This is a genomic window from Vibrio ulleungensis, assembly GCF_016900875.1.
Classification (GTDB): domain Bacteria; phylum Pseudomonadota; class Gammaproteobacteria; order Enterobacterales; family Vibrionaceae; genus Vibrio; species Vibrio ulleungensis.
On the sequence record NZ_JAFEUM010000004.1, the window covers coordinates 312,349 to 329,461 of the forward strand.

General features: G+C 44.4%; 16 protein-coding genes. 10 read left to right on the forward strand and 6 right to left on the reverse strand.

The window, feature by feature from the left end; all coding sequences use genetic code 11:
* Positions 1-49: 49 nt before the first annotated feature.
* Positions 50-394 (forward strand): YajD family HNH nuclease, encoded by a 345-nt coding sequence (locus JQC93_RS12270; RefSeq protein ID WP_084884958.1) that lies wholly within the window; start codon positions 50-52, stop codon positions 392-394.
* Positions 395-615: 221 nt separating this feature from the next.
* On the opposite strand, the gene dbpA is transcribed toward JQC93_RS12270, so the two are convergent.
* Entirely contained in the window at positions 616-2,004 is a 1,389-nt protein-coding gene (gene dbpA, locus JQC93_RS12275; protein ID WP_205158735.1) for an ATP-dependent RNA helicase DbpA, read from the reverse strand.
* 205 nt (positions 2,005-2,209) lie between these two features.
* Between dbpA and JQC93_RS12280 the strand changes: the two genes are divergently transcribed.
* Positions 2,210-3,580, forward strand: coding sequence for a DEAD/DEAH box helicase (locus tag JQC93_RS12280; protein ID WP_205158736.1), 1,371 nt, complete (start codon positions 2,210-2,212; stop codon positions 3,578-3,580).
* Between the two features lie 13 nt (positions 3,581-3,593).
* Here JQC93_RS12280 and JQC93_RS12285 read toward each other — a convergent pair whose 3' ends face one another.
* Complete coding sequence (locus JQC93_RS12285) at positions 3,594-4,604, reverse strand: aminoglycoside phosphotransferase family protein (RefSeq protein WP_205158737.1); 1,011 nt, start codon at positions 4,602-4,604, stop codon at positions 3,594-3,596.
* Between the two features lie 275 nt (positions 4,605-4,879).
* Between JQC93_RS12285 and JQC93_RS12290 the strand changes: the two genes are divergently transcribed.
* From JQC93_RS12290 to JQC93_RS12300, 3 genes are all read left to right on the forward strand, one after another.
* Complete coding sequence (locus JQC93_RS12290; protein ID WP_205158738.1) at positions 4,880-5,026, forward strand: hypothetical protein; 147 nt, start codon at positions 4,880-4,882, stop codon at positions 5,024-5,026.
* 189 nt (positions 5,027-5,215) lie between these two features.
* Positions 5,216-5,536, forward strand: a complete 321-nt coding sequence (locus JQC93_RS12295; RefSeq protein ID WP_084884965.1) for a heavy metal-binding domain-containing protein — start codon at positions 5,216-5,218, stop codon at positions 5,534-5,536.
* Positions 5,537-5,699: 163 nt separating this feature from the next.
* Positions 5,700-6,335, forward strand: a complete 636-nt coding sequence (locus tag JQC93_RS12300) for a LysE family translocator (protein WP_205158739.1) — start codon at positions 5,700-5,702, stop codon at positions 6,333-6,335.
* A gap of 16 nt (positions 6,336-6,351) precedes the next feature.
* On the opposite strand, the gene JQC93_RS12305 is transcribed toward JQC93_RS12300, so the two are convergent.
* Positions 6,352-7,641, reverse strand: a complete 1,290-nt coding sequence (locus JQC93_RS12305; RefSeq protein WP_236009524.1) for an MATE family efflux transporter — start codon at positions 7,639-7,641, stop codon at positions 6,352-6,354.
* A 112-nt stretch (positions 7,642-7,753) separates the two neighbouring features.
* Positions 7,754-8,476: a FadR/GntR family transcriptional regulator gene (locus tag JQC93_RS12310; protein WP_205158741.1), complete on the reverse strand. Its 723-nt coding sequence runs from the start codon at positions 8,474-8,476 to the stop codon at positions 7,754-7,756.
* 483 nt (positions 8,477-8,959) lie between these two features.
* On the opposite strand from JQC93_RS12310, the gene JQC93_RS12315 reads away from it, so the two are divergent.
* The 3 genes from JQC93_RS12315 to JQC93_RS12325 all read left to right on the forward strand — a co-directional run bounded on the left by JQC93_RS12315 (position 8,960) and on the right by JQC93_RS12325 (position 12,404).
* A complete protein-coding gene (locus JQC93_RS12315; protein ID WP_205158742.1) occupies positions 8,960-9,667 on the forward strand; it encodes a FadR/GntR family transcriptional regulator in 708 nt (235 codons plus the stop codon).
* A 158-nt stretch (positions 9,668-9,825) separates the two neighbouring features.
* The gene (locus JQC93_RS12320) at positions 9,826-11,691 is read left to right on the forward strand and encodes a DUF294 nucleotidyltransferase-like domain-containing protein (RefSeq protein WP_205158743.1); all 1,866 of its coding nucleotides are present in this window, start codon (positions 9,826-9,828) and stop codon (positions 11,689-11,691) included.
* A complete protein-coding gene (locus JQC93_RS12325; protein WP_205158744.1) occupies positions 11,691-12,404 on the forward strand; it encodes a 3'-5' exonuclease in 714 nt (237 codons plus the stop codon). Before JQC93_RS12320 ends, JQC93_RS12325 begins: the two co-directional genes overlap by 1 nt.
* Positions 12,405-12,523: 119 nt before the next feature.
* On the opposite strand, the gene JQC93_RS12330 is transcribed toward JQC93_RS12325, so the two are convergent.
* The gene (locus JQC93_RS12330) at positions 12,524-13,222 is read right to left on the reverse strand and encodes an oligogalacturonate-specific porin KdgM family protein (protein WP_205158745.1); all 699 of its coding nucleotides are present in this window, start codon (positions 13,220-13,222) and stop codon (positions 12,524-12,526) included.
* Between the two features lie 713 nt (positions 13,223-13,935).
* On the opposite strand from JQC93_RS12330, the gene JQC93_RS20405 reads away from it, so the two are divergent.
* Together JQC93_RS20405 and JQC93_RS12335 are read left to right on the forward strand one after the other, a co-directional pair.
* Positions 13,936-14,067, forward strand: coding sequence for a hypothetical protein (locus JQC93_RS20405; protein WP_268980173.1), 132 nt, complete (start codon positions 13,936-13,938; stop codon positions 14,065-14,067).
* A 454-nt stretch (positions 14,068-14,521) separates the two neighbouring features.
* Positions 14,522-16,294 carry a sodium:solute symporter family transporter gene (locus JQC93_RS12335; RefSeq protein ID WP_205158746.1) on the forward strand — a complete coding sequence of 591 codons (1,773 nt, stop codon included), beginning with the start codon at positions 14,522-14,524 and terminating at the stop codon, positions 16,292-16,294.
* Between the two features lie 66 nt (positions 16,295-16,360).
* Here the strand turns inward: JQC93_RS12335 and JQC93_RS12340 are convergent, their stop codons facing one another.
* Positions 16,361-17,110 (reverse strand): DUF4344 domain-containing metallopeptidase, encoded by a 750-nt coding sequence (locus JQC93_RS12340; RefSeq protein ID WP_205158747.1) that lies wholly within the window; start codon positions 17,108-17,110, stop codon positions 16,361-16,363.
* Positions 17,111-17,113 lie beyond the last annotated feature (3 nt).

A 17,113-nucleotide genomic window follows, 5' to 3' on the forward strand; every position in this document is an offset into this window, starting at 1 on the left:
AGCTTGCGATAATAGGCCGATAGTCCGTCATCATATATAGGGTTGAATTATGTCTTCAGATTACACAGGCTCAAGTGCCGCCTATGCACGCGCAGAGCAAGGCTATCGCGAAAAAGCACTCAAACTATACCCTTGGGTATGTGGAAAGTGTGCACGTGAATTTGTTTACTCAAATCTTCGCGAATTAACCGTGCATCACGTCGACCATGACCACACCAATAATCCCGAAGATGGCAGTAACTGGGAACTCCTTTGCCTATATTGCCATGATCACGAACACTCTAAATATCTCGATCACGAGCGTTATGGCGTTGAAGCAACGGCACGATTGGACGACCATGAAACTGCCACGCACAACCCGTTTGCGGATCTCGCTAAGATGATGAAGAAATAAACACAGTGAATCGCATCAACTAGCAATCACTGCTAGCGCGCCTTTATGTAAAAAACTCATCAATACAGGCTCCGTAAGATGAACGAACTCGCCTGAGTGGTAGAGGTTGGTATAAGATTCTTAAAATAAATGCCCCTGAAGCATACACTTCAGGGGCATTTATTTTTTACATAGCCTAGTTTACGCAACGACTCGAAAGCCGCTGCCTGTTGCCTAGTAGTTTACTGCTGAATCAATCGAGCTCTAAACTGACGGCCTTTCATTTTGCCGTTTTGAATTTTGTTCAGCGCTTTCTTAGCGATCCCTTTTTCAACCGCAACATATGCACGCATCGCTTGCACTTTGATTTTACCAATACTGTCGCCAGTAAGTTCTCCGCCGCTAGTCAGTGCTCCTAAGATATCACCAGGGCGCAGTTTTTGCTTCTTGCCACCATCAATCTGTATGGTGCGCATTGCCGAGTCATAGGGTTTATTTTGCAATGCAACAGAATCAGGTAATGGCTCAGCCTCAATCGCCTGATTCATATACTCGTCGATCAACGCCACTTTATAGCTTTCATTGTCGCTATAGAAGCTACACGCCAGACCTTTACTTCCCGCACGCCCGGTACGTCCAATACGGTGAACGTGAACCTCTGGATCGCGAGATAACTGGTAGTTAATAACCGCATCCAAATTGTCCACATCCAAACCACGCGCTGCAACATCAGTTGCCACCAATATTGAAATGCTTTTATTGGCAAATTGAATTAATGCCTGATCGCGTTCCCGCTGCTCCATGTCCCCATGCAGAGCAGTAACACTGAAGCCGAGGTAATTAAGACCATCTGCAATTTCTTGGGTCTCTTTTTTGGTATTACAGAACACAACCGTAGACTCTGGACGATAGTGAAGGAGCAATAGCTCTAACGCCTCATCACGCTCTTCACGGCCTTCAACCTTATAGAAGTGCTGCTTAATCGTTGAATGGTCGTGAGTTGCTTCTACTTTAATAACCGTTGGGTTATTTAGAATGCGTTCGGAGATCGACTGGATCTGCTTTGGAAAGGTCGCACTAAACAGCAACGATTGGCGCTCAACAGGCGCTTGCTCAACAATCGCGTCCAACGCATCCTGAAAGCCCATATCGAGCATGCGATCGGCTTCATCTAAAACTAGCGTGTTTAACTCGTTTAAGTTAATACGGCCTTTATCTAGATGATCAAGAATACGTCCTGGCGTTCCTACTAGAATGTGTGCACCGTGCTCTAGAGAGCCAATTTGAGGCCCCATTGGCATACCGCCGCATAACGTCAGTACTTTAATGTTATGAATACCGCGCGCTAGTTTACGAATTTCTTGGGCAACCTGATCCGCTAATTCACGTGTTGGACACAGTACCAACGACTGCACTCTAAATCGCTTTACGTTCAGATTGTTTAACAAACCAAGACCAAACGCAGCTGTCTTCCCTGAGCCCGTTTTTGCTTGCCCAATCACGTCTTTGCCATCAAGAATTAACGGCAAACTTTGCGCCTGTATAGCGGTCATCGATTGATAACCTAAAGACTCAAGGTTGGATAGAAGACTGGCATCCATCGATAATGCCGAAAAAGATAAATTACTCAAAGCTGCGCCTGTAATAAGGTAATGGAATAGGCATTCCAACGACTTTAAGGTTGGGATGCGGGAAGTTGGCACGATTATAGTCGAAACACCGCAATATTCCTCACACTTTGTACAATACATTTAAATTTGCATATTGGGTGCACTCTCTTCACAATACGCAGCCTTATGCTACTCCCTAGCATCACTGTCAAAATGAGCACCGAATATGAGCTTTTCTACCCTTGGACTATCCGCCCCTCTTCTTAAAGCAATTGAGGAGCAAGGATATTCAGAGCCCACTCCCATCCAAGCACAATCTATTCCTGTGGTGATCCAAGGTAAAGACATCATGGCAGCGGCACAGACCGGAACCGGTAAAACTGCCAGCTTTGTTCTGCCTATTTTAGAAAACCTTTCTAATGGCCCTAAAGTAAAAAGCAATCAAGTACGTGCGTTGGTATTAACCCCGACCCGAGAATTAGCCGCACAGGTTCAAGACAATGCTCATCAATACAGCCGTCATACTCGCCTCAACACTCAAGTTGTCTTTGGTGGAGTAAAAATCAACCCACAAATGATGGCGCTGCGCAAAGGCGTGGACATTTTGGTTGCCACTCCTGGCCGACTTTTGGATCTGTTCCAACAAAAAGCGGTGAGATTTGATCAGCTAGAAGTTTTGGTTTTGGATGAAGCAGATCGCATGCTCGACATGGGCTTTATTAGAGACATCAAAAAAATCTTGGCTGTTCTGCCAAAGAAACGCCAAAACTTGCTGTTCTCAGCGACATTCTCCGATGAGATTCGGGAGCTCGCAAAGGGCTTAGTCTCTGATCCAGTAGAAGTTTCTGTGAGCCCACGTAACACCACTGCAGAGACCGTTAAACAGTCAATCTACATCACTGATAAACGTAAGAAAGCACCACTGCTGGTGAGCTTGATTAAACAGCATAACTGGAAACAGGTACTGATTTTTGCCAGAACCAAACACGGTGCCAACCGCCTTAGTGCTCATCTAGAAAAACAAGGCATCACCTCGGCACCTATTCATGGTAATAAAAGCCAAGGAGCACGTACCAAGGCACTGGCTGGGTTTAAAAATGGTGAGATTCAAGCGTTGGTCGCGACAGACATTGCTGCGCGTGGCATCGACATCGCTCACCTGCCGTTTGTTGTTAACTTCGATTTGCCGCACGTTGCCGAAGATTACGTGCACCGTATTGGCCGCACAGGCCGCGCTGGTGCGGTTGGCGAAGCAGTATCCTTGGTGTGTAATGATGAAACTAAAGAGTTATTCGCCATTGAGCGTTTGACCAAAGCATTATTACCACGTATCGAACACCCAGATTTCACAGCGGTCAACCCTGTGCCAGAATCACGTCTTGATAATCGAGCGGCCAAGGCGAAAAAGCCAAAGAAACCCAAAAAGCCGATGGGCAATAGCACAGCTAAGAAAGACGAACACAATGACGGTCAACGCTCTGGAGCCGCTCGTCGCGGTAACAAGCCGATTTCTAAGAACCCTCGCCATAAACGAGTTCGCAAAGCCGGTGGCGACAAACAAGGCAACGCTCAAGCCAGCGCTAAAACCCATAATTAGGGCCTGTACACGATTAGCGCCTTGAAAGCAGCTCGCGTTTAAGAGCAGGCAATAGTGATATTGCTTGCTCTGTGAGAGATTCGGTAAATGGATTGATCTTCCAATGATCCGGACTCCAACCTTTTACAAATCGCTGAAAGTCTGCCCACGCGACTGGATAGAGTTTCATCCATGTTGCCACAACGTCCTCGGCATCAAGGCTAGGCTGGAACTGTTCCAACGAACTCGTTAATTCTCGAAAATAGTGCTGTAGGTAAGTCTCAACCTGCTTCGGTGTCTCTTCAAATGTGAGAACGCTCGATAAAAAAAGCGCCACATCCTTCATTCCACATCCACGACCCACGTACTGAAAATCCACTGCAGCCGCTATTTGGTGTGAGTTTGAGAAGCAAAAATTAGCCAACTTTGCGTCGCCATGAACTAAAGTTTGATATTTACTGTTCGATAGTAGCAAATCAATATCGTTGGCCGCTTGCTTAAGTGTTTGATCTTGAAGAACAGCAAGCTCATCTGGGCGGGTATTTAGATGCCAATAAGTGCCTTCATCCCATAGTCCCTTAGGGGCAACATTCATAAAGTGGGCGTGAAAGGAGGCCAACCAACTTAACCCCGCATAAATGGCCGCTTCTGTGGGAGATGAGAGTGCGTTCGGATACCCTACCGCTGCAAGGTCTTCGAGAATAAACATCATCGACTGCCCTTCACGCGCACTATCGATGCACTGCGGGACTTTATGATTTTCATCGCATAACGAAGCGTACTGTTCATACCAGGCAAGCTCCACTTGGTACGATTTCAACTTTCTAGCGTGCGACAACTGGGTATCCCAACCTCTCGGATGCGCTTCCTTCTCAGAAAAGTCAGGAAGATCTATCTGCTTAGTGATTACGCTTCGATATAAACCACCAACCAAACTAACCCGCAATAATGCCCCGTATCCGCCCCATAGCGTTTGGAGCGTTTCAATGTTTGAAATGGTGTTTGCGCCTGTAACTTGCAGGATCCGCTGTTCGAACTTATTCACGTTTGCCCTTTAAGACATGTCGATTGAACTCACGATAGTTTGCCATACATTCGACACCCTCAATACCCATTTTTGCCATTCTTAAGCAAGGCTCCCCGATTCGTTAACGCACGCAATACTACTCATGCTAAAGGCTGAAATCACTGCAACTGGAGAACTTTAAGTCGCAATTAAACGTAGAGAGTTCATACCAAAGCGTTGGAGAGAATATCACTCTCAGCGACGAGGCGATGCTCACCGTTTGTTCGCATACTGAATCAACTTGGGGGTAAACCATGATAAAAGAATACCTAGTCTTTTTAGTGGCAATAGGAATGTTTTGGATCGCTGTGGCTCATTTTGGGTTCGAGCTTCACTCGCCCGAGTCCATCGCCGAACTGTTCCACACCGCTCTTGAAAATGCGATGAATGGCCTCGGTTAGTGAGCCTTTCACTTAATCATCCACGGCACGTAAAGCGCTCTCAATTATTGAAACTTCACTTTAGTAGCAAACCTTTGCCCCCCTCCTTTTGATACCCCAGTGACTTCTACTCGCTCTTGTTCTAGTATCTACAAGCGCTAACTCTATGTTAATTAGCGTAATAGTTTAATTTTAGAATAAGGACATTCCATGCTAAAGACCACAACGTCAACCGTCGACGGACGTGAAATTACCGATTATCTCGACATCGTTGTTGGTGAAGCCATTCTTGGTGCCAACGTATTTAAAGATTTTTTCAGTTCGATTCGCGATATCGTGGGCGGGCGCTCTGGAGCGTATGAAAAAGAGATGGGACGAGCGAGAGAGATTGCATTCCAAGAAATGGAAGACCGAGCCAAAGAGCTTGGCGCTAATGGCATTGTGGGCATTGATATTGACTACGAAGTCGTTGGACAAGGTGGCAGCATGCTGATGGTGAGCGTCAGTGGGACTGCTGTTAAGATTAGGTAACCGTAATACCACTATGGTGCTGGAGCGCAACTCGCGCCCCGCCCCCATCTACTGACTGTACATTGATACTTTGTAGCAACAGCATCGCAACATATGGTAGGCTGATAATTCAACAGTGCATTGCCAACGGAATTGGCAATTACGAATACAACAAGGAGGTCTAATGACATTGGACACATGGATACTTTACGCCCTCGCAATATTAGTGCTCACGGCCTCTCCCGGTCCTAGCTCACTGCTTTGCATGAGCAAAGGGGTTACGCAAGGCATACGAAGTGCAACCTTTACCGCTCTTGGCAGCTTGAGCGCTATTACAATCATACTTAGCCTTTCCTTTACTGGGCTGGGTGTAATCATTGCGTCATCGGAAGTAGTGTTTAACTTGGTAAAATGGTGTGGTGCCGCGTATTTGGTCTATTTAGGTTGGCAAGCGTTTCGATCGTCACAGCAAGAGTACACCACCGAAACTACAACGTCGCACCAACCCACCAATGCCTCAAAACAGTTCACCAGCGGATTTATTGTTGGTGCTAGCAACCCAAAAGCCATCGTCTTCTTTACTGCGCTGTTTCCACAATTCATCGATCCTAGTGCATCGCTGTGGAACCAGTATCTGATTTTTGCATCGACCTTTGCAGTTTTTGAGCTCTCGTGGCTGGTGTTTTACGGGTACTTGGGGAGTCGCTCGTCAAAGTGGCTATTAGCGGCAGGACGAGCAAAAATGTTTAACCGAATCAGTGGCTCAGTGTTTATGAGTGCAGGGGTTTTATTGTCGTTCACCTCCCGCGCGCAAGCATAAAGCAGCGAACGAGAAGTTAATCGTACATTAACTTCTCAGCTTTACTCATATCGAATTCATCCAGTGACTTTCTAGCTAGATAGCGAAATGGTAGCATCTTAACCAACTCTTCAATTGGGAAAACCGCAAAGGCCCAAAATATTGACCCATCTAATCCAATCACGATTAATGCACACAACGGCAGTGAAATAACCCATTGGCCGGTAAAGTTTATCTTAAACACAGATGTCGTTCTACCAAGCGCTCTTAATACATGGCCATGAACCGTATTGTACCCTCTCACAATAGGCAAGAAGATGTACAAGGGTGCAATCGCCATTAATGCATAATAGGTTGCATCGTCAAGATCGGGATAGATATGGGGTAACACCAAGCTCAATGCTGCAAACAATAAAGCAGAGAACAGCGAAATGACCACCGCAATATCAATACTCACGTCGACGTTTTTGCGTAGATCACCCATTTGTCCTGAGCCAATCGCTTGGCTAACTGTGATAGCCGAAGAGTGCGCCCACGCAGTGATAAACTGTGTTCCTGCTCTAACCCACGGCATGATCAAAGTAATCGCTACATAAGCGCTAAGCGGCAACTGAGATAGGATCAACATGTAGATGGTCGCACCGGTTTGCAACATCGTCATGTTAGCAGCAACAGGGAATATCTCTTTAAAGTGATTACGCATATTTTGACGTAAAGACGCATCGAGTTTCGACCAGTCCAGCAATGGTGCGTGATAGAGTCTGACACAGCTCCCTAAAAATAGCATTCGCACAAAAATGGCAATCAAACTACCAGCAGCTGCGCCTTGAACACCCAACCCGTCCCAATCACCGGTACCAAAAATTAACAGGTACGATGCTGCAACGTTAATGGGAAGTTCGAGTAGATACCCTTTAAAAGGAATTTTGGTGCGTCCGACAGCATTAAACAGCGCGATCATTACCTGAGTAATCGCGTTGAATAGCACGATATACAATGAAACGTCGAGGTAGCGTAAAACTTCTGTGGTTAGGCTTGCATCGTCTGTCAATAAACCAATCAATTGACGATCAAACAGTTTGATCAACGCAAAAAACAACATCGCCACACTTAAGTTAATGCTCATTCCTGACCATAAACCTTTGCGAAGCGAGTTCTCGGCTCCTGAGCCATAGGCGCGACTCAATACCAACTGAGTACCGTTGGCTAAAGCAATTTGAATGCCTAAGACAAAGAAAACAATGGTACTGGCAATGCCCATTGCGGCTAACGAAATTTCACCTAATGGTGAAATAAGAAGGGTGTCGATCATTAGCATGGACTGCATGAGAAGCGCGTTCAGCGCTAGCGGCCATGCTAATGACAGATTTTTTTTAACGTAAGACTGAGGTGACATGTGTACCGTATTACTACAAGGAATAAAACGGCTATTGCGTTAGTTAAGCAATAGCCTCTTCTAAATTCGACAAACGTTGGTTGTCATCCTTGAGTAACATTGCAGATGCATTGCGCGCGCGCTCTCCATCTCCGGCCATAATCGAATTGTAAATATCGCGATGCTCTTCAATACAGAAGCGTCCGCCTTCTGCAGCTTCGTCAATAAACGCTTTAAAGATTGCCGACAAAATATTGCCAAACGGAACAAAGAACTGATTCGACGTTGATTGGAAAATCAACTGATGAAACTGATGGTCGTTCTCACGCCACATGTCGTAATCATAATTTTCGGCAGCAACCGTCATGTTTTGAAATACAACAGACAGCTCTTTACGTTGTTCAGAGTTCGCATTACTTGCGGCGAGAGCACAGGCTTCTGGCTCAATCGCTTTGCGCAGTCCTAAAAACTGGCTTAAAAACGGTTTGGTATCTTCCAAATCTTGAATCCACTCAAGTAACTGAGGGTCAAGGAAGTGCCAATGATTGCGTGGGCGAATTGTGGTGCCTACTTTCGGCTTGGACATTAGCAAGCCCTTTGCAGAAAGAAGTTTCGTAGATTCACGCAAGGCAGTACGACTCACACCAAAAGAATCACATAGTTCGATCTCACTGGGAATTTTTTCGTTTGGACTAAGTTCGCCAGACAATATTTTACGGGCAATTTGTCGTGCAACTTGCACATGGATCTTTCGGCTAGAATCTTCCACAAGTGAAAACTGTGCCATGTTACACCTCTAAATACATGGGTTAACGTCTGCATAAGCCACTCTTGTGCTTAGATTGATTCAATCTGATATTGAGAGAAAATAAAATCAGCAGAAGGACTTACAAGAAAAAGAGCTGTCGAATACGACTACGCTCTGTGTCGCATCCACAGTAATTGCTTAGGAAACGACCCATTAATAATACAATAAGATATTTATTTCACAAGTGACATCGGTCAATAAACGACCAGATCTGGCAAAAAGCTTGAGTTATTAGGGGAAATTGTGAGAGTCATCACCAAGGGGTCTGCCATATATAAATATTGTATTAATATATGTTACGAGTAGGTTGCATCAATGCGAGAAAAATAGAATCCGCGCACGCTTTAGCCACACTGGACTGAATAAGCTGTGAGCTATACTTGCTTAATGGACTTGTTGTATTGGTGTGCAATAAGGCGGGTGGTATAGTACCACTTAAATAATACATAAGTGTAAATAAGTATGGCAAATTCTTTCAATTCAATTGCTGGCTCTAAACGTAGCCTACATGTGCAAGTTGCTCGCGAGATCGCTCGTGGTATCTTGTCTGGTGAGCTTGCCCAAGGATCTATCCTGCCGGGTGAAATGGCGTTATGTGAGCAATTTGGTATCAGCCGGACTGCGTTACGTGAAGCGGTAAAACTTCTTACGTCTAAAGGCTTGCTCGAATCAAAGCCTAAAGTGGGGACTCGTGTCGTCAACAGAGCGTACTGGAACTTTCTCGATCCTCAACTTATCGAGTGGATGGATGGCTTGGCCGATATCGACCAATTCTGTCAGCAGTTCCTCGGATTACGCCGTGCCATTGAGCCTGAAGCCTGTGCGCTAGCGGCGATTCACGCTACAGCAGAGCAACGTATAGAACTGTCAGAAACGTTCCAACGTATGGTTGAAGTGTCAGAAGCTCCGGAGTTTGACCAAGAGAATTGGCTAGACGTCGATACTAGGTTCCACAGTCTTATCTTCAATGCGACTGGCAATAACTTCTATCTTCCGTTTGGCAACATTCTCACTACTATGTTTGAGAATTTCATTGCTCACTCTTCGGAAGAAGGTAGTACGTGTATCGAAGAGCATCGTCAAATTTACGATGCGATAATGGCCGGAAACAGCGATAAAGCACGTTCAGCGTCTGCCAATCACTTACTCGATTCTAAACATCGTCTATAATTAGACACTCGCAAAATCCTAAAAACCGCGTCATAGTTAATGACGCGGTTTTTTTATGTCTGCTCGGCTTAACAAAGATCTCACATAATCAGAACCATCGGTTGATGAGCTGAAACTTCTAGATATATAATAATACAAATAAATCGATAAGGGCGATTATGCAAAACTCACTTTTTCCTAATATTGTGCAATTTGTCTCGCAAATTGTACCGTTTGATAAGATCCCCAAAGCGGCGTTAGAGCCACTGTGCTCGCACATTCAAATTATCTATTTAGGCAAAGGCGAAAGCATTGACCCTTGCGAGAACGAGCAAAGCAAATCACTGTATATTGTCCGTACGGGCTCCATCGAACAGCGTAAGCGTGACGGTGTACTTAGAGCTAAACTTGGCCCAGAAGATCTGTTTGGGTTTTCTTTTCTAAGCGGCGAACAAGACAGCGACAACGATTACATTGCCAATGCCATTGAAGACTCGTTGCTGTATGTCGTGCCACAATCTGCGTTAAAGAGCTTGTTTGTTGCGCATCCTGAATACGCAGAACATTTTGCTTCTCAAGCTCAAGTACGACTCAAATCGGCGCTTGATGTCGTCTGGTCGAACAAAGAAAAGGGCCTATTCATACGCCAAGTGAAAGAGGTAGCTAGTGGCCGAATATCGGTCGTAAATGCTAACGACACCATACAAAATGTGGCTCACGATATGCGCGTGATCCAGCGCTCCCCTTGTGCAGTAGTGTATGACAACGACAAACTGGTCGGCCTAATCACCGATAGAGACATGACCAAGCGAGTCATCGCACATGGTGTGTCGATTGATCAGCCCATTTCTACCGTTATGACGCACTCACCATTGACCATTAAGCCCGATGATCTGGTGTTGCACGCAGCCTCAGTGATGATGCAGTTTAACATTCGTAATTTGCCCGTTGTAGAAAACAATAAAGTAATAGGCTTGTTAACGACCTCACATTTGGTTCAAAACCACCGCGTGCAAGCGATATTCCTCATTGAAAAAATCAAATATGCGGAAGATATATCTAGCTTGGCCGGCTTCACACCAGAACGACAAGCAATATTCGAAGCCTTAGTTGAAGGTAAAGTAGCCCCTGAAGTGATCGGTAAAGTCATGTCGATGATTATGGATGCCTATACCCGCAGACTCATTCAGATAGCCATAGAAAAGCTTGGTGCACCTCCATGCGATTTTTCTTGGATTGTAGCGGGCTCTCATGCACGAAACGAAGTTCATATGCTGTCAGATCAAGACAGCGCACTGGTACTGGCCGACGATGCGACCGACAGCGACAAGATTTACTTTAAACATATGGCGCTCATCGTCACAAATGGTTTAGCAAAATGTGATTATCCATTGTGTCCAGGCAACTATATGGCGGCGACACCAAAGTGGTGCCAACCATTGTCGATGTGGAAACATTACTATAAGAAATGGGTCTCAAACCCAGAGTATGAACGTCTACTCAATATTAGTGTCTTTCTTGAAATTCGAAGTGTTTATGGCAACAAAGACTTTGAAACGACCTTGCGCGAAGAGATGCACAAAGCCATTCGAAGTAACCGCGAGTTTCTTGGTATTTTGGTGCGAGACGCCATTAACACTACCCCACCACTAGGTATTTTTAACAGCTTAGTATTGGAAAAGTCTGGTGAAAACAAAAAGACCCTAGATATCAAGAAATACGCTATCACGCTTATCATCGACCTCGCCCGGATCTACGGACTGTCTGCGGAGTGTGAATCGTCGTCAACCGACGAACGGTTTGCTGAAGCTGCCAAGAATGGCCTTCTAAGTGAAGATTCGCTGCGTAACATCACAGGGGCATACCAGTTTATTTTGTCGATTCGATTTAGTCATCAGCTAGACGCATTAAAGCAAGCAAAGCCTGCGGACAACAACATCGATCCGAATTTGTTTGGCAGCTTTGAGCGAACACACCTTAAAGATGCCTTTAGAATCATTAGTAATTTGCAGGATGCGGCAAAAGTGCGCTTTGGAAATCGATAATGAAGCTCTACAACAAACTGTTTCACCCTTTATCGAAGTTTCTCCGTGAGAGAGAGCAATATAACCACAGTGTTGAATTGCCCAAACAGCTTTATGCGCTGTCGTCCTCGCCAGAAGTGACGTTAGATACAGAAGCGAAGTCGCTTGATTATATTGCACTGGATCTGGAGACTACTGGGCTCGACAGCTCAGAAGATCGCATCCTGTCGATGGGCTGGGTAGAAATGTCCGACAATCGAATTGACCTTCAAACCTCTAAACATATCCTTATCGACAGTAAATCACAGATAAAACCTGAAACTGCGGTGATCAATCACATCACTCCAGAAATGCTCAAAACCGGAATATCGATACACGATGCTATGGCTGCTTTTTTTAAGGCTGCTGAAGGTAAAGTGATTGTGGCCCATGCCACTGTGGTCGAGCAGCGCTTCATTGCTCGATATTTGGAAAGAAGCTTTCACCATCAAGGGTTGCCTCTTCTTTGGTTAGATACCATGTGTATTGAAAAGCACATGGCCAATTCATTAAATCGACCCGATACCGATGTGTCGCTCGGAACGACCCGAGAACGCTATCATTTACCGGTTTATGCTGCGCACAATGCTCTTACAGACGCTGTAGCTACAGCAGAGCTGTTATTAGCGCAAATGAATCGTCTGAACAGCGCTACACCGCTATGTTTTGCCAAGCTATTTCGACTAAGCCAGTAAACTAACTGTCCCAACAAAAAGACGGTTAACTTCCAACGAAAAAAGCTCTTGTCTTCGACAAGAGCTTTTTATTGCGAGTAACTAATTACCCTATGCGCTATATAGTGAGTGCGTTCAACTTAGAAGTTGTACTTCACACCTACACGGTAACGCATACCGTGAGTTTCTTTAGTACCGTCGTTATTTTTGTCCCAAGTAACAACACCTACTTCTGCAAATGGGATCCAGCCGCTTTCGAAGCCGTTGTATTCACCAAAGAAGTTAACTAGGTGATCGCTAGCTTTATCTTTGTAACCGCCTTCTTCTAGGTCTTTATACTCTAGATCCATACCAACTTTACCCCAGCCAAGTTTGTAGCTAGTTACAAAGTTAAGCTGATGGTAGTTGCTGTTATCGCCTTCTGGAGCACGCTTGTCACCGTAACGGTAACGTAGAGAAGCATCCCAGTTGTCTGTAATTTGTTGAATACCACGTAGGTTGTATTTGTGAGTTACAGCAGTGCCATCAGCTGAAGAATCGGCCGCGTACGCAGGTTGAAGTGTGAAAGACTCACCAATTTTGTAGTTGTAGCTCATACCTACTTCGTGGCCATTGCTCACCATGTCAGTAAGGAAGCCACCGTCTTTATGTTTCCACTTTGCTTCTACTGAAAAGCCAATACCGTTATCAAAACGGTGCGCAACAGTAATACGGTCGCGATTTTTGTAGTCACCACCAGTAGTGTTGTACTCGTGACGTAGGTTAATGCTGGTTGCTGATACTGCTGTGGCTGCAATCATAGTAGCGACTGCAATTGATACTTTTGAGAGCTTGTTCATGTACAAACCTATTATTGTGTTAATGTATGATTTATTCGACGGGAGGAATGGTACAAGTCGCGTCGAAAAAGTTCCGTGATTCTGGTCACTGTAAATTTTTATTAAAAGGTAAAAACACCTAAACTCAATCTAAAAACCTCTTTAACCCACTATAGCAAAAGGATATTTAAGAGACACAACATATTTGTGCCACTAGGGTATTTGCTTTGATATTTGTGAGGTAACACAAACAAAATTTACATTATTAGTCATACAATTTTATAAAATCATTACCATATCCCCTCGAGTCAAGCTCCAAATACACTATCTTGTATCAATTTAACCAGAATGATTCGTAATTGCGTATCGATGTAAGTAGATGTCATTGGCGCTCATCTCATCCAATAGAATCAGAACCTGTAAAGTCATACAAAAAATGAGAATTCAGCGCAATCATGACGACTTTACCGACAGTTCAGTAGATTTCAGTTAAAGCAGCCCCAATTATTAAACTTGTAGCACAACATCATTTTAATTGTTATAAATCAATTACTTAAAATCCCTCTGAGTGATATGAATCATTTAGATAAACAGTATTTTTGTGATCTGCTTAATAAATCCACTCAGAAGGGTTTAACTTTTATTTGTAATACAATATACTTAGTTCCACTTAGTGAGTAAGGCAATAATAGATAGACTCATCGTCACTTATAGATAGGTACAACGCAGACAAGATGAAAACAGCTATATCGAACATGTTTAAGTCGGTGGTCGTTTCATCACTGGTCGTTGCGGTTCAGCTGGTCATTGCGGCGTGTATAGGACTGTTATTTGTTTCGATAGTTGTTCATATCGTTGCTTTATAATTAGGTAAGAAATACAGACTTTAAAATTACGGCGATAATTCGCGGTAGTTTCAGACTTCCCCCCCAATACAATAACGGAAGAAACTGGAGCAGTTATGCTCCGCTCGGTCCCTACGCCGATTACGCCCACATGATTACAGGCCATGTGGGCGTCTTTTTATTTGTAGTATTAATAGTTTAATGCAATGTTCAAAGATCGTTATGGATATTAACAAAAACCACCCAAAACAACATACACCCCAGCAATAAAATACCTGAAAACCCTTGCTATCATTGGCCCTACGTTCAAGCCCATAATTTACGTGTCAAAAATCGATCGGGATCACTTGTATTATTAATAAATCTTACATATTGAAACATGTGTCACGCTTTTGAGTTATTGTAGTACAAATTGAAACATAGATGGTTATGATGTCGACGTTAATTTTGAACACATAATTTTTAAGGTATAAAGATGGAACTCAATACAGTTATTGTTGGCATCTACTTCCTATTCTTAATTGCAATAGGATGGATGTTTAGAACCTTTACTAGCACAACCAGTGATTACTTCCGAGGCGGCGGTAGCATGCTTTGGTGGATGGTAGGCGCAACAGCCTTCATGACACAGTTCAGTGCCTGGACATTTACCGGTGCTGCAGGTAAAGCATACAACGATGGCTTTGCTGTAGCGGTTATCTTCGTAGCGAACGCGTTCGGCTACTTGATGAACTACCTATACTTCGCTCCAAAATTCCGCCAACTACGTGTTGTTACGGTTATCGAAGCGATTCGTATGCGTTTTGGTAATAAGAACGAACAAGTATTTACTTGGGCGAGCATGCCAAACAGCGTTATTTCTGCAGGTATTTGGCTAAATGGTCTTGCGATCATCGCATCAGGTATCTTCGGTTTCGACATGAACACCACGATCATCGTAACAGGCTTAGTAGTATTACTTATGTCTGTAACTGGTGGTTCGTGGGCGGTAATCGCATCTGACTTCATGCAGATGGTTATCATCATGGCAGTAACAGTAACTTGTGCCGTTGTTGCTATCGTACAAGGTGGTGGCGTTGGTGAAATCGTTGCGAACTTCCCTGTCGACGAAGGCGCGAACTTCGTATCAGGTAACAACCTTAACTACCTAAGCATCTTTGGTATCTGGGCATTCTTTATCTTCATCAAGCAATTCTCTATCACCAACAACATGCTTAACTCTTACCGCTACCTTGCGGCGAAAGATTCAAACAACGCGAAAAAAGCAGCACTTCTTGCTTGTGTACTAATGACTATGGGCCCAATCATCTGGTTCATGCCTTCATGGTTCATTGCAGGTCAAGGTGTTGACCTAGCGCTAGCGTACCCAGAAGCCGGTAAAAAAGCAGCTGACTTCGCGTACCTATACTTCGTACAAGAATTCATGCCAGCAGGTATGGTTGGTCTTCTAATCGCAGCAATGTTTGCAGCGACCATGTCTTCTATGGACTCAGGCCTAAACCGTAACTCAGGTATCTTTGTTAAGAACTTCTACGAGCCGATCCTTCGTCCAAACGCGACTGAGCGTGAGCTTGTAACAGTATCTAAAATCACTTCAACGGCGTTTGGTATTGCTATTATCCTAATCGCACTATTCATCAACTCACTTAAAGGTCTAAGCCTATTTGATGCGATGATGAACGTTGGTGCATTGATTGGTTTCCCAATGACCATCCCTGCATTCCTTGGTTTCTTCATCAAGAAGACTCCAGACTGGGCTGGTTGGGGTACGCTTCTTGTAGGTGCATTCGTATCTTACATTGTAGGTGTTGTCATCAACCCAGAAATGATCCAAGCGGCATTTGGTCTTAACGAGCTAACCGGTCGTGAATGGTCAGATCTTAAAGTTGCTATCGGCCTAATCAGCCACATCGTATTCACTGGTGGTTTCTTCCTAGTGTCTACTATGTTCTACAAGCCACTTTCAGAAGAGCGTCAAAAGAACGTAGACAAGTTCTTCGACAACCTTGCAACACCACTTGTTTCTGAGTCTACTGAGCAGAAGAAGCTAGACAACAAACAACGTCGCATGCTTGGTTCACTGATTGCAGTAGCAGGTGTTGGAATCATGGCTATGTTCCTACTACCTAACCCACTATGGGGACGCATGATCTTCGTATTCTGTGGCGCTATCGTTATGGGTGTTGGTCTACTACTTGTGAAAGCCGTTGACGAATCAGTAGAAGATCCAAAACCTGTAGAAGCTTAATCGCTGATGCAATAAATATAGAACATCGCTTCTAATAAAAATGGCTACCCTCGGGTAGCCATTTTTTTAATCTATCAAATAGTGGTGCCAGTTTTCATCAATGTCTTGAAAGGTCGCTATACAGGTATCCTGCTTGTCTTCTAAACTCTCTTCTTCTACTTCGTCCAACAATTCGTCGAATACTTGGGGGTTACTTCCGTATACTAGGCACAACGTAGAGAAATAACGCTGCAGTTCAAAACTATGCTCGTCAATATACTCACTGTAATCGTAAAACTCATTCCCGTCCTGTGATTCATAGTCAAACATCGTGGCTGCATTAATGGCAGCTTCAGCCCCTTTATCCACATACTTGATCATCAGCAATGTAGCGAGGTTATCTACCGCATCTTCTTCTTTGCCCAAAATTGGGATTCGGTTATCAAACACCAAAGCATGTCCCGCTTCGTGCAGTAGAGTGTGCATTAACGTATCAATCGCCCCAATCTCTGCAAGTTTTTGCTCTCTGTCTTGCAAGAAATAGTTTAATGCTTCCCCCACAAAGGTGTAAGGCACGTACATAGCATGAAGTTGAGGGTCGTACAGCGGTCCTTCACGGCCGCCATAAATTAGCCGTAATTCTTTGTCTAGAGGAAAATACAAATCGATAACTTGTTCAAATTCGGTCGTGACACCGCTTTGCTCAATTAAGTGCTTAACCTGCATTTCATGTGGTGTGGTTGCGGGTTGGTACTTCACTTTTACCAGGTTTCCCGCGTAAGCATGCCCCGTCACCGCAGCAACTGCGGCAACCGCTATCCATAGCTTTGACATCATTTT